This is a genomic window from Bacillus sp. FSL H8-0547, assembly GCA_038002745.1.
Lineage (GTDB): Bacteria > Bacillota > Bacilli > Bacillales > Bacillaceae > Bacillus_P.
This window is the reverse complement of the sequence record JBBODD010000001.1, coordinates 244382-257045: the sequence shown is the minus strand read 5'-3', so window position 1 is coordinate 257045 and position 12664 is coordinate 244382. Positions and strand designations below refer to the sequence as shown.

Sequence of the window (12664 nt, the reverse complement as noted above, 5' to 3'; positions counted from 1 at the left end):
ATCATGAACGCATATAAATCAGTCAGCACGCCAATGGGGATTCTCCGCATAGCATCAGACGGAACATATATAACGAATCTTTTTTTAAAGGAAGAACACTTACATGAGTTTATGGAAAAAAATCAAGTGCAGGAAAACAGTGAAGACCCTCTGCTCAATGAAGCAGAGAAGCAGCTCAACGAATATTTTGCAGGCACAAGAAAAGATTTCAGTCTGCCGCTGAAGCAAAAGGGAACAGCATTTCAGGAAAAGGTGTGGCAGGCGCTCACTGAAATTCCGTATGGCACATCCTGCACGTATCAGGCCATCGCTGTAAAGACCGGCAACCCAAAAGCTGTCCGCGCCGTCGGCCAGGCCAACAGAAAAAATAATCTTCCCATCATTGTGCCATGTCACCGGGTAATTGGAGCAAACGGACGTATGACGGGGTATGCGGGAGCGAATGTCCATTTAAAGCAAGTGCTGCTGGACCTGGAAAAAATACCGTATAAAATGTAGGTTTGCTTGTCACTTTTTAGCCCCAGCGACATATCATTTGGTAAGGGTAAAAAAGTTGCTCAAGGGCAAATTGAAAGGGCGGGCTTGAAATGTGGAAACGGCCGAATAAACTTGCATTTTATACGAGTCTCCTGACTGCCATGCATGTGCTGACAGAAGAACAGAAAAAGCTGATTTTAACTGATAAGAACAGATAAAGGGAAATGGAGTTCAAGCGCTGAACTCCTTTTGCATGAGGAGAAATGGAGCGGGGGAGAGTCATGTGAAAGATCCAAAAGACGAAAAAGGGATACATACCGATTTCAGCAGCCGGATGACGTACGGGGAATACTTGAGTCTAGGACAGCTGCTTGGCAGTCAGAACCGCCTTTCAGGCCATCATGATGAAATGCTGTTTATTATTATCCATCAAGTCAGCGAACTATGGATGAAGCTCATCCTTCATGAGCTTCAGGCGAGCATACAGGCAATTGAAGAGGGAAATCTGTCAATGGCATTCAAAATGCTTGCCCGTGTGTCAAAAATCCAGTCACAGATTATTGCAGCATGGGACGTGCTTTCTACATTAACGCCGTCTGAATATGTGCAGTTCCGGGACAAGCTCGGTCAGGCTTCAGGATTTCAGTCCCATCAGTACAGACTGATTGAATTTGCCCTCGGCTATAAAACCACGCATGTTCTGGAAATTTACAAAAAAGATCAAGAGCTGCACAGCGAGCTGTCAAAAGCCCTTAATAGCCCAAGCATATATGATGTATCCATTCAGGCTCTTGCTAAAGCAGGGCTTCCAATTAAAGATGAAATCCTGAACAGGGATCATTCACTGACCTATAAAGGTGATGCATCCGTAGAGGAAGCATGGCTGGAAGTATACCGGAATACCGGCACCTACTGGGACTTATATGAGCTTGCCGAGAAATTGATTGATATTGAGGACTGGCTTCAGCAATGGCGTTTCCGCCACATGAAAACAGTCGAACGAATCATTGGATTTAAAAAAGGAACAGGCGGCTCTTCAGGGGTCACCTACTTGAAAAAAGTACTCGATCACCGTTTTTTCCCCGAACTGTGGGATATCCGGACAAAATTATGATGACATGGGCCCAAGCTGAATGCTTGGGTCTTTTTTCTTTGCGGTTGTGTTGTAGGCCATCGTTTAAGAGCACTTATGGGTTCGGACTAATTGTAGTTCGTGTTGTAAAAGTTGGTTAAGAACACTTACGCGCATGTGCCAATCACAATAAATGTTGTAAACATCGTTTAAGAGCACTTTCGTCTTGCTGTGAATGCGAGTTCTTGTTGCAAAGATCGTTTAAGAACACTTTTGTCTTGCTGTGAATGCGAGTTCTTGTTGTAAACATCGTTTAAGAACACTTTTGTCTTGCTGTGAATCGGAGTTCTTGTTGTAAACACCGTTTAAGAACACTTTGGTCTTGCTGTTAATGCGAGTTCTTGTTGTAAACATAGTTTAAGAGCACTTTGGTCTTGCTGTGAATCGTAGTTCTTGTTGCAAACATAGTTTAAGAACACTTTTATCTTGAAGTGAATCGGAATTCTTGTTGCAAACATCGTTTAAGAACACTTTTGTCTCGCTGTGAATCGTAGTTCTTGTTGCAAACATTGTTTAAGAACACTTTTGTCTTGTCGTGAATCGGAGTTCTTGCTGCAAAAATCGTTTAAGAACACTTTCGTTTTAATGTGAATGCGAGTTCGTGTTGCAAACATTGTTTAAGAACACATTCGTTTTGCTGTGAATCGGAGTTCTTGTTGCAAAGATCGTTTAAGAACACTTTCGTCTTGTCGTGAATGCGAGTTCTTGTTGCAAAGATCGTTTAAGAACACTTTTGTCTTGCTGTGAATGCGAGTTCTTGTTGTAAACATCGTTTAAGAACACTTTGGTCTTGCTGTGAATGCGAGTTCTTGTTGCAAACATCGTTTAAGAACACTTACACCCCGGTACCACTCATATTTAGTGCAGTAACATCCCTAAAGAGCACTTACCCTCCTCCCCTGCAAGACCGCAAGATTTTCAAAAACCAGATTGACAGAAATATCTAATTTGATTATCATCTAATTAGATAGTAATCGAATTAGATGGAGGGGAACGATTATACAGCTCGGCAAACTTGTCACATTTCACAAAGTAATGGGAGATGCTACGCGCATCCGGATACTGGCTCTTTTGGCGAAAAGCCCTAAAAACGGGCAGGCGCTTGCCGGAATACTGGGCCTGACGCCGCCTACTATCACACATCATTTAACGAAACTTAGAGAGATTGGCCTTGTCACTGAAAAACGGGTAAAAAACACCGTCTATTTTCAGGTGAACGAAAAGCTGCTGCAGCAGCTTTCACTTGGGATGATGGAAATTGTCACTGGAAAAGGGGAGCTTGAGATGAATCAGGAAAAAACGGGTGAACATGCGAAAATTCTGGGGAATTATTTAACAAAGGATGGAAAATTAAAAACCATTCCGCCGCAGCGAAAAAGAAGGCTTATTGTTTTATATCACTTAGTTAAAGAGTTTGAGCCGGGAAGAAAATATCCGGAAAAAGAGATTAATGACATCATTAAAAAATATCACGAAGACTTTGCGACGATCAGGCGGGAATTGATAGTGAATCATATGATGTACCGCGAGAACAGCATCTATGAACTGAACCCCAAAGAGCTGTGGGCGAAGATTGAATAGGGGACATTGTATGCTGACGTTTGTTCCGGTGCAAGATGAACATCTTCTTGATGAAGAACTCTGTATCATGAACTCGAATCCTGCTTATAACCTGATTTCTGAAGACAGGGAAATACTTAACAAGCAGAACATAGCAGAAGACAGGGAAGAAGGAAAAGCAGTCAGTGCCAAACGATTTTTAATCATGGACGGCGATGTTCCTGCAGGCATTTTTGAATACTGCCCGCTTAATCCGAGTGATAAAAAACCATGGATCGGCTTGTTTATTCTTCACCGTTCCTACCAAGGAAAAGGATATGCCGCTGCAGCATATGAGACAGCAGAAAAACTGCTTCAGGATGAAGGGTTTACCGAAATGAGGCTTGGAGTCCTGACAGAGAATGAGCGGGGCAGGAAGTATTGGATGAAGATGGGGTATTCTGCTTTTAAAGAGGGAGTTTACAAAGGAAAGCCCATCATCCACTTCGCAAAACAAATCAAGTAGAGCCGGATGGCTCTACTTTTTGACTTTTTGAAAGAGGCTTTCTATTTCCAGCAGGTAGTCTCCGGATAGAACACCTTCCTCTGTAATAATGCCTGTGATCAATTCATGAGGCGTTACATCAAATGCCGGATTAAAGACCTGCACTCCTTCAGGTGCAACACGGCAGCCCGCTATATGAGTGATTTCTTCCGCATCACGTTCTTCTATTGGGATGTCATCCCCGCTGCCTGTCTCAGGATCAAACGTCGAAAGGGGCGCAGCTACATAAAACGGAATCTGGAAAGCATGTGCAAGAAGGGCAAGGCCGTATGTGCCGATTTTATTGGCTGTATCTCCATTTGCAGCAATCCGGTCAGCTCCGACAATGATGGCTGAAATCTGTTTTGTGCGGATCGTATGGGCAGCCATACTGTCTGTTATGAGCGTTACATCAACGCCTGCCTGCATAAGCTCCCATGTTGTCAGTCTTGATCCCTGCAGTACGGGACGTGTTTCACAGGCATATACACTTAAGGGGATGCCTCTTTCTTTCGCGAGATAAAAAGGCGAGAGGGCCGTTCCGTATCTTGCTGTCGCAATAGAGCCTGCATTGCATATGGTCATAACAGCGTCACCTGCACTAAAAAGAGGCAGGGCATGCTCGCCGATTTTCCTGCACGTTTCTTCATCTTCAACTTGAATTTGAATCGCTTCATGCAGCAGAACTGTTTTTGCTTCTTCTGTGGACAGGGCATGCTGTACACTGTTTTTTAAGCGGTTGAGAGCCCAGAAAAGGTTGACGGCAGTCGGTCTTGAACTGGCAAGATAATCATGGTCGCGGGAAAGCAGTTTTTGAAATTCCGAAATATCATCTGTTTCATATTTTTTTGCCGCGAGCGCGAGCCCGAAAGCAGCTGCAATGCCGATTGCAGGGGCTCCGCGCACTTTAAGGGTTTTGATGGCATCCCAGACCTCTTCAATCGTTTCAAGGTGCAGGTATTCACTCACAGCAGGCAGTTTCTGCTGATCAAGAAGGCGGATATAGGATTCTTTCCATTCGACAGAACGGGGTATGATGGATTGCTGATATGTCATGATGAATGCTCCTTATCTGACAGGTACTTGTTTGAAATAGTCTGCAATTTGTGCAGGTGTTTTGATGCTGCTGCGGTTCTTAACGAGTTTTTTTCCAAGTTCGAGCGCGCGGATTTTCGCTTCAATCTTTCTGTCATGCGGCTCTACCAAATCAAGGTCTGCAACGTGCGCAAGCCCGATTGTCCTTCTGATGATTTCCACACCGGCAAAGCCAACCGCATCTTCAAACGTTTTTTCCAGGATGAAGGAAAGATAGCCGTCGACTTCTGTGTAAACTTCAAGGCCGTCTTTCTCCCATGCTTTAGAAAACTCCCCGGCAAATACAGTCCAGGCCGTATCAATATGATCCAGGAGGACCTGCTGTTTTGCTTCCTCACGTGAAATGGCATTCATCAATAAATTTGCCGTGAAATGCCCGTAGTCAAAACCAATTGGTCCATAGTAAGCAAATTCGGGATCAATGACTTTTGTTGTTTCATCATCTGCAAAAATACTTCCCGTATGAAGATCTCCGTGAACAAGGGTCTCGGCTTCTGTTAAAAATTTGTGCTTCAGCTTGGCAACTTCAAGCTTTAGTTCCGTGTCGTTCCAAATGGCTTCTGCTGCAGGTCTCAGTTCATCTTCAAAACTGTTTGATTCCACATCAAAAAAGGGATCTGTAAAAACGAAATCTTCCGTTATTTTGCAGAGCTCAGGGTTTGAAAACTGCTTGACCAGCTGCTTTTTTGTCTGCGGATTTAAAGCGAAATCCGAGCTGTAGAAAAGGGTTTTTCCAAGAAATTCACCAATGTGGCGCCCGAGAAGAGGGAATTCTTTGCCTTCGATCAACCCAGCGCGTGCAATCTGAAGATGGGATAGGTCCTCCATGGCTGTTATGGCAAGTGTTTCATCAGAGTAATAAATCTTCGGCACGTATTCTCCTGCCGTTTCAGCCTGCTTGAGCATGGCGCTGCTTTCAATTCTTGCGCGGTCAAGCGTAAGCGGCCAGCTCTCGCCAATAACCTTTGCATATGGAAGAGCCTGTTTAACGATCAGACCTTTATTTGATTGGTCGGTTATGCGGAAAACGAGATTTAAGTTGCCGTCTCCTATTTCCGTGCAGGAAAGCACACTTTTTTCTTCAAATAATCCAAGCCTGAGGGCAAGAGTGACGGCAGCGCTTTCTGTTAATGGTTGATATGATTGATAGTTTGACATGGGTTTCTTCCTCCGGTTTCATATGGACTTTTACTGCCAGCAGCAGGAACATGTCGTCTGAGAAAGAGGCCATGCACATGTAAAAAAGCCTCTTTCACAGGGAAAGAGGCTTGAAGGCGCAGGCTTCGCACCTCTTATCTGCCAGAAAGATGTCTTTCTGCTGGAATTAGCACCGTGCCTTGTGGAAGATGTCTTCCGGCGCAAAAAGCTGCGCCCCATTTCGCAATGGTTTTACGGTCGGTTGCTGGGCATCATAGGGCCAAATCCCTCCGCCTGCTCTTGATAAGAGATTCTATTAGGTTTTGTTTTCGAACAATTCGCAATTGATCACTTGTTCTGAATGTTAACAGGTTTTAAAGAAATATGTCAATGCTTTTTTTTGAAAGTTACAAATAAAAATGGGGAAGTCTGTCTTCAAAAACGGGAATTTGTTTTCGGATTTCTTTTACTTTGTCCAGGTCGATTTCTGCTGTAAGGACGGCTTCCTCTGTTCCTGCTTCAGCAAGAATTTCTCCCCATGGATCAATGATCATAGAATGGCCGGCAAAGACGTTTGCAGGATCGCTGCCCGCCCGGTTGCAAGCAACAACGTAGCACTGATTTTCAATTGCGCGGCTGATCAGCATGGTTTTCCAGTGATGAAGTCTCGGAAGCGGCCACTCCGCAACAACGAACAGGAGTTCAGCCCCATTAACCGTATGAGCACGGATCCATTCAGGAAAACGGATGTCATAGCAAATGACTCCGGCACTTTGAATTCCTTCAAGCTTAAAAAGTCCCTTTTCTGTGCCGCCATTTAGATACAAGTGTTCATCCATCAGTTTGAAAAGGTGCAGTTTGCTGTATTCGTGCAGGAGGTCACCCTGTCTGTTAAACACGTACATGGTGTTTGTTACTCCTGCTTCTGTTCTTTTTGCTACAGACCCTGCTATGATATTAACCGAGCAGTTTTTTGAAAGGCCGCTCATCAGGGAAAGGGTGCGTTTTCCTTCTTCATCTGCCAGCACATCAAGACGTGTCAGGTCATATCCGGTCGTCCATAACTCCGGCAGGACAATAACATCAGGATTGTCGCTGAGCATGATGGATTTTATCTTTTTTTCCACTGCTGCAATGTTTTCTTCCGGTTTTCCGAATGCAATGTCTGTCTGCAGGCAGGCGATTTTAAGTATCATATGCGTCATCTCCGCTAAAAAATATTTTCCTTTACAAGCTGACTATAACAATATATGATTTTTGACTAGAATTTCAAGAATTTTCACAAGAAGGTGCAAAGATGAAAAAGTTTGAGCAATCAACGCTATTGAATAATCTTCCGAAACAATTTTTTGCAAGTCTCGTTGCAAAAGTAAATGCGAGTATTGATGCCGGGCATGATGTCATTAATCTTGGCCAGGGGAATCCCGATCAGCCGACGCCGCCTCATATTGTAAAAGCTCTGCAGGAAGCGGCAGGCAAACCGGACTATCACAAATATTCACCGTTTAGAGGACAGCGCTTTTTAAAAACGGCGATAGCAGAATTTTATCAAAGGGAATATAGCGTCACACTGGATCCTGACACAGAAGTGGCCATTCTTTTTGGGGGAAAGGCAGGTCTTGTGGAAATCCCGCAGTGTCTGCTAAATCCCGGTGAGACGGTTCTAGTTCCCGATCCGGGCTATCCGGATTATTGGTCAGGAGTGGAGCTTGCGAGGGCCCGAATGGAATATATGCCTCTTTTGAAGGAAAATGAGTTTTTGCCTGACTACTCCAAGCTCTCTGAAAAAGCAAAGGCGGATGCAAAGCTCATGTTTTTAAACTATCCAAACAACCCTACAGGGGCAGTGGCCAGCCGGCGCTTTTTCGATGAAACGGTTGCGTTTGCAGAAGAAAATGATCTATGCGTCGTCCATGATTTTGCATATGGAGCCATCGGTTTTGACGGCAAAAAGCCAGTCAGCTTTCTTGAGTCAAATGGAGCAAAAGAGACAGGAATCGAAATTTATACGCTGTCTAAGACGTATAATATGGCAGGGTGGAGAATCGGTTTTGCAGTCGGCAATAAAAGCGTCATAGAGTCGATTAATCTTTTGCAGGATCACATGTTTGTCAGTGTGTTCAGCGGAATACAGGAAGCTGCGGCTGTTGCTCTTCTTGCCCCGCAGGACTGTGTCAGTGATCTTGTCGCACGCTATGAAAGCAGACGTGCGGCGTTTATAAACGCGCTGAACGGCATCGGCTGGAAAGTGGAGGCTCCGCCTGGATCATTCTTTGCATGGCTGCCTGTACCCGAGGGATTCACATCGGAATCATTCGCTGACTATCTGCTGGAACACGCTCATGTATGCGTGGCGCCGGGCATTGGATTCGGGACGTTTGGTGAGGGATATGTCCGTGCCGGACTCTTAACCTCTGAAGAGAGATTAAGAGAAGCCGCAGATAGAATAAAATCTTTAAATCTCTTTTCATTGCCGGTTGACAGCTGAGGGAAAAGCTGTCATAATCCAAATTAATTTCAGGTTATTCAGAACATATACAATTCTTATCAAGAGCAGGTGGAGGGACTGGCCCGATGAAGCCCGGCAACCGACTTAAACAGTGTTTAAGCACGGTGCTAAATCTTGCAGCAATTGCTGGCAGATAAGGATCTTACCCATTTCAGATAAGGTCTCTTCCGTCAGCGGAGGGGACCTTTTTTATTTAAATGCGAAAGGCAGGTACAATCATGAGCGGCGTTACAGCAACTTATCTCATCTATGATCAGTACAGCATCGAAAAAAAAGCAGAAGGAATCGCCACCAGCCTTACGGTCGGCTCATGGACGGATCTTCCGGAGCTTACACAGCAGCAGCTGAAACAGCACAAGGGTCAAGTTGTTTCCGTTAAAGAAACAGATGCTGAAGAACGCATTGCCGAGTTTCTCGGAAAAAAAGTGAAAAAAGGAATTGTGAAAATATTCTATCCCGGCGTGAACTATTCTCATGACCTGCCTGCGGTCCTGACGACGGTTTTCGGAAAGCTTTCCCTTGACGGGGAAGTGAAACTGCTTGATTTGGAGTTTACAGGAGATCTTCTTTCTTCTTTTCAGGGACCTGCATTCGGCATAAGCGGCATCAGGGAAAAACTCGGAGTCTATAACCGGCCTCTTCTCATGAGCATTTTCAAAGGAGTCATCGGACGTGATCTATCGTTTTTAAAAGAACAGCTAAGAAATCAGGTGCTTGGCGGCGTTGATCTTGTAAAGGATGACGAAATCCTGTTTGACAATCCGCTTACGCCGTTTGAACAAAGAATCACAGCAGGAAAAGAATTGCTCGGCAGGGTGTATGAGGAGACCGGCCATAAAGCGATGTACGCTGTTAACTTAACCGGAAAGACATTCAGCCTCAAAGAGAAGGCAAGACGCGCTTCAAAGCTTGGGGCGGACGCCCTTCTTTTTAATGTTTTCGCTTATGGTCTTGACGTTTTGCAGGAGCTTGCAGAAGACAGGGAGATTCATGTTCCGATCATGGCGCACCCTGCTGTAAGCGGTGCTTTGTCTTCTTCCGCCCTTTATGGTATTTCACATTCTCTGCTGCTTGGAAAATTGCTTCGCCAGTGCGGAGCAGACTTTTCCCTCTTCCCGTCGCCATACGGCAGTGTGGCACTTGAAAGGGATGCCGCACTGTCTATCGGTGCAGCGTGCAAAGAGAGCACTGGGTTAAAAGAAACGTTTCCGGTTCCATCAGCAGGAATTCATCCGGGTCTTGTGCCTGTTCTGATTCAGGATTTTGGCATCGACAGTGTCATTAATGCCGGCGGAGGCGTACACGGGCATCCAAACGGTGCGCAGGCGGGCGGAAGAGCTTTTCGCTCTGCAATCGATGCTGTGCTTGAAGGCATCTCATTATCTGAAAAAGCTAAAAGCCAACAAGACCTTCAGCTTGCGCTGGATCTATGGGGTCAGGTGGAGGTGAACCGATGAGCAAACCGGTTATTATCTGCGATTTTGACGGCACGATTACAAACAATGACAATATTATCGCGCTCATGAAACAATTTGCACCTCCTGAGTGGAACTCTCTGAAAGATGACGTTTTAAGCCAGCGCATCTCAGTCCGTGAAGGAGTCGGCAGGATGTTTGAGCTGATCCCGTCACATCTCAAGGCGGATATGATTCAGCATTTGCTGTTTACCGCACAAATCCGGGACGGATTCAGAGATTTTGTTCAATTTGCAAAAGACAATGAAATACCGCTGTACATTGTGAGCGGAGGAATTGATTTTTTTGTCTATCCGCTGTTAAACGGACTAATTCCATATGACCGCGTCTACTGCAATGAATCAGATTTCAGCGGGGAATATGTTCAAATCCTCTGGCCGAACTCATGTGATGACAGGTGCACAAATGACTGCGGATGCTGTAAGCCGAGCATCATCAGAAAGCTTGCTGCCTCTGATCAGGAGGTCATTGTGATCGGAGATTCGGTGACAGATCTTGAAGCGGCCAAGCTTGCAGATTTTGTATTTGCCCGGGATTATCTTCTTGAAAAATGCGATGCACTAAAGCTGCGCCATCAGGCTTTCTCAAGCTTTTATGACGTAATTGAAGGGCTTAAGAAAAGGCAGGAGGCGGCAGTATGAGCTTATATAAACAGCGATGGAGTGAGCTTGCATCTGTGAAAAGGGAACTGGCGGAACGGGACTGGTTCCCGGGTACAAGCGGAAATCTTGCGATAAAAGTACATTCCGACCCGCTCTCATTTCTGGTCACATCAAGCGGAAAAGACAAGAGACTTGAAACAGATGAAGATTTTCTGCTTGTGGACGGTGCTGGAACACCCCTTGAAGACACAGCTCAAAGGCCTTCAGCGGAAACCCTTCTGCACGTAGAAATCTATAAGCGGACCAGTGCCGGCTGCAGCCTCCATGTCCACACCGTAGACAATAATGTGATTTCTGAAATATATGGCGATGAAGGCGGAATCACTTTCAAAGGGCAGGAGATTATTAAAGCTTTCGGGCTGTGGGAAGAGGATGCGGAATGGCATATTCCAATCATCGAAAACCCTGCGGATATTCCTGCTCTCGCTGCTGACTTTGGACGGTATGTCAAAGGCAGCTCTGGTGCCGTTCTCATTCGGAATCACGGCATTACGGTTTGGGGAAAAGACGCTTTTGAAGCCAAAAAAGTGCTGGAAGCGTGCGAATTTTTATTTTCCTATCAAGTGAAATTACTTGCTCTTAAACAGGCAAAATCGCTCGTGCGATAAATTAAACATACAGGAGGAATGAAGGATGGCGACGATTCGACTTCAAGAAACGAATGAAAGATTAACAGATCAAAAGGAAGTTTCAGCTTTTCTTAATGCGCAGGAGGTTATTTATGAGCAATGGGATATAGAGAAGCTGCCTGAGGCATTGAGAGAAAACTACAGTCTTTCTGATGAACAAAAAGAAGAAATTCTTCAGGTGTTCACAAATGAAATTGCGGATATCTCGGAACGCCGCGGCTACAAGGCGCAGGACGTTATTTCTTTGTCTGAAAGCACGCCGAATCTTGAACAGCTTCTTCAAAATTTCCAGCAGGAGCACCATCACACAGATGACGAAGTCCGCTTTATTGTCAGCGGCCACGGTATTTTTATTATCCAGGCAAAAGACGGCTCATTTTTTGATGTTGAACTGGACCCCGGCGACCTGATCTCTGTTCCTCCGAACATCCGCCACTACTTTACACTTCAGGAAGACCGCAAAGTAGTAGCAGTCCGCATTTTTGTAACGACTGAAGGATGGGTGCCTATCTACGAAAAAGAACAGCAGCAGGCTTAAACGGTCTAAAACCCCCTTCACTTTCAGAAAGGGGGTTTCTTCCGGTCATTAGACGAAATAATACGAATTTTCTTTACTCTTACCCTGTTCTATGGTAAATTTTCAACAATATAGAGAGGGGAGGATTGTCAGCATGAAAATTCGCTACAATTTTGTTAAAAAAGAAGATGTCAGGTACTGCAAGGCGGAGAGCACTGTAAAAGAAGCTTACGAATTGCTGAAAGAATCAGGCTACCGCAGCATTCCTGTTCTGAAAGACAACGGAACAGTTTTCGCAGGTTTGATCTATAAAGTTGATCTGCTCGATTATTATGTAGAAAAGCAGGGCAAGGATGAGGATTCAATTGAATCTTTGATTGCAGATAAGGATGCATTTGTTTACGAGGAGGATTCGTTTTTTAAAACGTTTCTGACAATCAGAAGGCTTCCATTTTTGGCTGTCCTGAATGAAAAAGATGAATTTTCCGGAATCATTACACATGGAAACATCATGGACGTTCTTGAAGATTCATTCGGCATGAAAACAGGGGGCTATATCCTGACTGTCGGCACTAAGGAACACAAGGGTGCCATCAAGGAGCTCGTCTCTGCCATCAAAGATGTAAATATCGAAGGGCTGCTCACTCTGGATAATGGAGATACATATTTAAGACGGATCATCGTTAATCTGTCCCATGATATTTCAGAAAAAAAGCTTCATAAAATCATCAAAAAACTCGAAGAAAAAGATTTCAGAGTGACCGCAGTGGATGATGTAAATAAAAGTGAGAAAGTACTGATAAAATAACTGCAGAACCGGTAATTCCGGTTCTTTTTATTTTTAAAAAAATTAAAAATAAAGGTTTAAAAGTGGGGGAATATGGGAAAAGAAAAGCAAATGAGCCGGTTCATCCAGGTGTGTTAACAGAATTGTCAAAAAGTCCTGTA

Annotated in this window: 13 protein-coding genes and 2 riboswitches; of the genes, 10 read left to right on the top strand and 3 right to left on the bottom strand. The window is 44.7% G+C overall.

The annotated features are described in order from the left end of the window. Positions 1-3: 3 nt before the first annotated feature. From MHB63_01320 to MHB63_01305, 4 genes are all read left to right on the top strand, one after another. Positions 4-498, top strand: coding sequence for a methylated-DNA--[protein]-cysteine S-methyltransferase (locus tag MHB63_01320; GenBank protein ID MEK3805226.1), 495 nt, complete (start codon positions 4-6; stop codon positions 496-498). A 232-nt stretch (positions 499-730) separates the two neighbouring features. Further along, on the top strand, positions 731-1591 hold the full coding sequence (gene kynA / locus MHB63_01315; GenBank protein ID MEK3805225.1) for a tryptophan 2,3-dioxygenase: 861 nt from the start codon (positions 731-733) through the stop codon (positions 1589-1591). Between the two features lie 1017 nt (positions 1592-2608). After that, positions 2609-3190: a metalloregulator ArsR/SmtB family transcription factor gene (locus MHB63_01310; GenBank protein MEK3805224.1), complete on the top strand. Its 582-nt coding sequence runs from the start codon at positions 2609-2611 to the stop codon at positions 3188-3190. Between the two features lie 10 nt (positions 3191-3200). Further along, positions 3201-3674 (top strand): GNAT family N-acetyltransferase, encoded by a 474-nt coding sequence (locus tag MHB63_01305; GenBank protein MEK3805223.1) that lies wholly within the window; start codon positions 3201-3203, stop codon positions 3672-3674. A gap of 12 nt (positions 3675-3686) precedes the next feature. On the opposite strand, the gene mtnA is transcribed toward MHB63_01305, so the two are convergent. From mtnA to MHB63_01290, 3 genes are all read right to left on the bottom strand, one after another. Next, entirely contained in the window at positions 3687-4748 is a 1062-nt protein-coding gene (mtnA, locus tag MHB63_01300; GenBank protein ID MEK3805222.1) for an S-methyl-5-thioribose-1-phosphate isomerase, read from the bottom strand. A gap of 12 nt (positions 4749-4760) precedes the next feature. After that, the gene (mtnK, locus tag MHB63_01295; GenBank protein ID MEK3805221.1) at positions 4761-5945 is read right to left on the bottom strand and encodes an S-methyl-5-thioribose kinase; all 1185 of its coding nucleotides are present in this window, start codon (positions 5943-5945) and stop codon (positions 4761-4763) included. A gap of 131 nt (positions 5946-6076) precedes the next feature. Beyond that, positions 6077-6234: riboswitch (SAM riboswitch) on the bottom strand. A gap of 97 nt (positions 6235-6331) precedes the next feature. Then, positions 6332-7120, bottom strand: coding sequence for a carbon-nitrogen family hydrolase (locus MHB63_01290; GenBank protein MEK3805220.1), 789 nt, complete (start codon positions 7118-7120; stop codon positions 6332-6334). Positions 7121-7221: 101 nt separating this feature from the next. Between MHB63_01290 and MHB63_01285 the strand changes: the two genes are divergently transcribed. From MHB63_01285 to cbpA, 6 genes are all read left to right on the top strand, one after another. Then, entirely contained in the window at positions 7222-8412 is a 1191-nt protein-coding gene (locus tag MHB63_01285; GenBank protein ID MEK3805219.1) for a pyridoxal phosphate-dependent aminotransferase, read from the top strand. Positions 8413-8465: 53 nt separating this feature from the next. Continuing rightward, positions 8466-8573, top strand: a riboswitch (SAM riboswitch). A gap of 78 nt (positions 8574-8651) precedes the next feature. Continuing rightward, entirely contained in the window at positions 8652-9890 is a 1239-nt protein-coding gene (mtnW, locus tag MHB63_01280) for a 2,3-diketo-5-methylthiopentyl-1-phosphate enolase (GenBank protein MEK3805218.1), read from the top strand. Beyond that, positions 9887-10549 carry a 2-hydroxy-3-keto-5-methylthiopentenyl-1-phosphate phosphatase gene (locus MHB63_01275; protein MEK3805217.1) on the top strand — a complete coding sequence of 221 codons (663 nt, stop codon included), beginning with the start codon at positions 9887-9889 and terminating at the stop codon, positions 10547-10549. Before mtnW ends, MHB63_01275 begins: the two co-directional genes overlap by 4 nt. Then, a complete protein-coding gene (locus tag MHB63_01270; protein MEK3805216.1) occupies positions 10546-11178 on the top strand; it encodes a methylthioribulose 1-phosphate dehydratase in 633 nt (210 codons plus the stop codon). The genes MHB63_01275 and MHB63_01270 overlap by 4 nt, the downstream gene beginning before the upstream one ends. Positions 11179-11203: 25 nt before the next feature. Then, a complete protein-coding gene (locus MHB63_01265) occupies positions 11204-11737 on the top strand; it encodes a cupin domain-containing protein (GenBank protein ID MEK3805215.1) in 534 nt (177 codons plus the stop codon). A gap of 133 nt (positions 11738-11870) precedes the next feature. Next, the gene (gene cbpA / locus MHB63_01260) at positions 11871-12524 is read left to right on the top strand and encodes a cyclic di-AMP binding protein CbpA (GenBank protein MEK3805214.1); all 654 of its coding nucleotides are present in this window, start codon (positions 11871-11873) and stop codon (positions 12522-12524) included. The last annotated feature ends 140 nt before the right edge of the window (positions 12525-12664 follow it).

Excerpts from the sequence above, each read along its gene's own strand:
- MHB63_01265 (MEK3805215.1), top strand. The coding sequence starts at position 11,204 with ATGGCGACGATTCGACTTCAAGAAACGAATGAAAGATTAACAGATCAA.
- MHB63_01320 (MEK3805226.1), top strand. The coding sequence starts at position 4 with ATGAACGCATATAAATCAGTCAGCACGCCAATGGGGATTCTCCGCATA.
- mtnA (MEK3805222.1), bottom strand. The coding sequence starts at position 4,748 with ATGACATATCAGCAATCCATCATACCCCGTTCTGTCGAATGGAAAGAA.
- mtnK (MEK3805221.1), bottom strand. The coding sequence starts at position 5,945 with ATGTCAAACTATCAATCATATCAACCATTAACAGAAAGCGCTGCCGTC.
- MHB63_01275 (MEK3805217.1), top strand. The coding sequence starts at position 9,887 with ATGAGCAAACCGGTTATTATCTGCGATTTTGACGGCACGATTACAAAC.
- MHB63_01285 (MEK3805219.1), top strand. The coding sequence starts at position 7,222 with ATGAAAAAGTTTGAGCAATCAACGCTATTGAATAATCTTCCGAAACAA.
- mtnW (MEK3805218.1), top strand. The coding sequence starts at position 8,652 with ATGAGCGGCGTTACAGCAACTTATCTCATCTATGATCAGTACAGCATC.
- MHB63_01305 (MEK3805223.1), top strand. The coding sequence starts at position 3,201 with ATGCTGACGTTTGTTCCGGTGCAAGATGAACATCTTCTTGATGAAGAA.
- MHB63_01290 (MEK3805220.1), bottom strand. The coding sequence starts at position 7,120 with ATGATACTTAAAATCGCCTGCCTGCAGACAGACATTGCATTCGGAAAA.
- kynA (MEK3805225.1), top strand. The coding sequence starts at position 731 with ATGAGGAGAAATGGAGCGGGGGAGAGTCATGTGAAAGATCCAAAAGAC.
- cbpA (MEK3805214.1), top strand. The coding sequence starts at position 11,871 with ATGAAAATTCGCTACAATTTTGTTAAAAAAGAAGATGTCAGGTACTGC.
- MHB63_01270 (MEK3805216.1), top strand. The coding sequence starts at position 10,546 with ATGAGCTTATATAAACAGCGATGGAGTGAGCTTGCATCTGTGAAAAGG.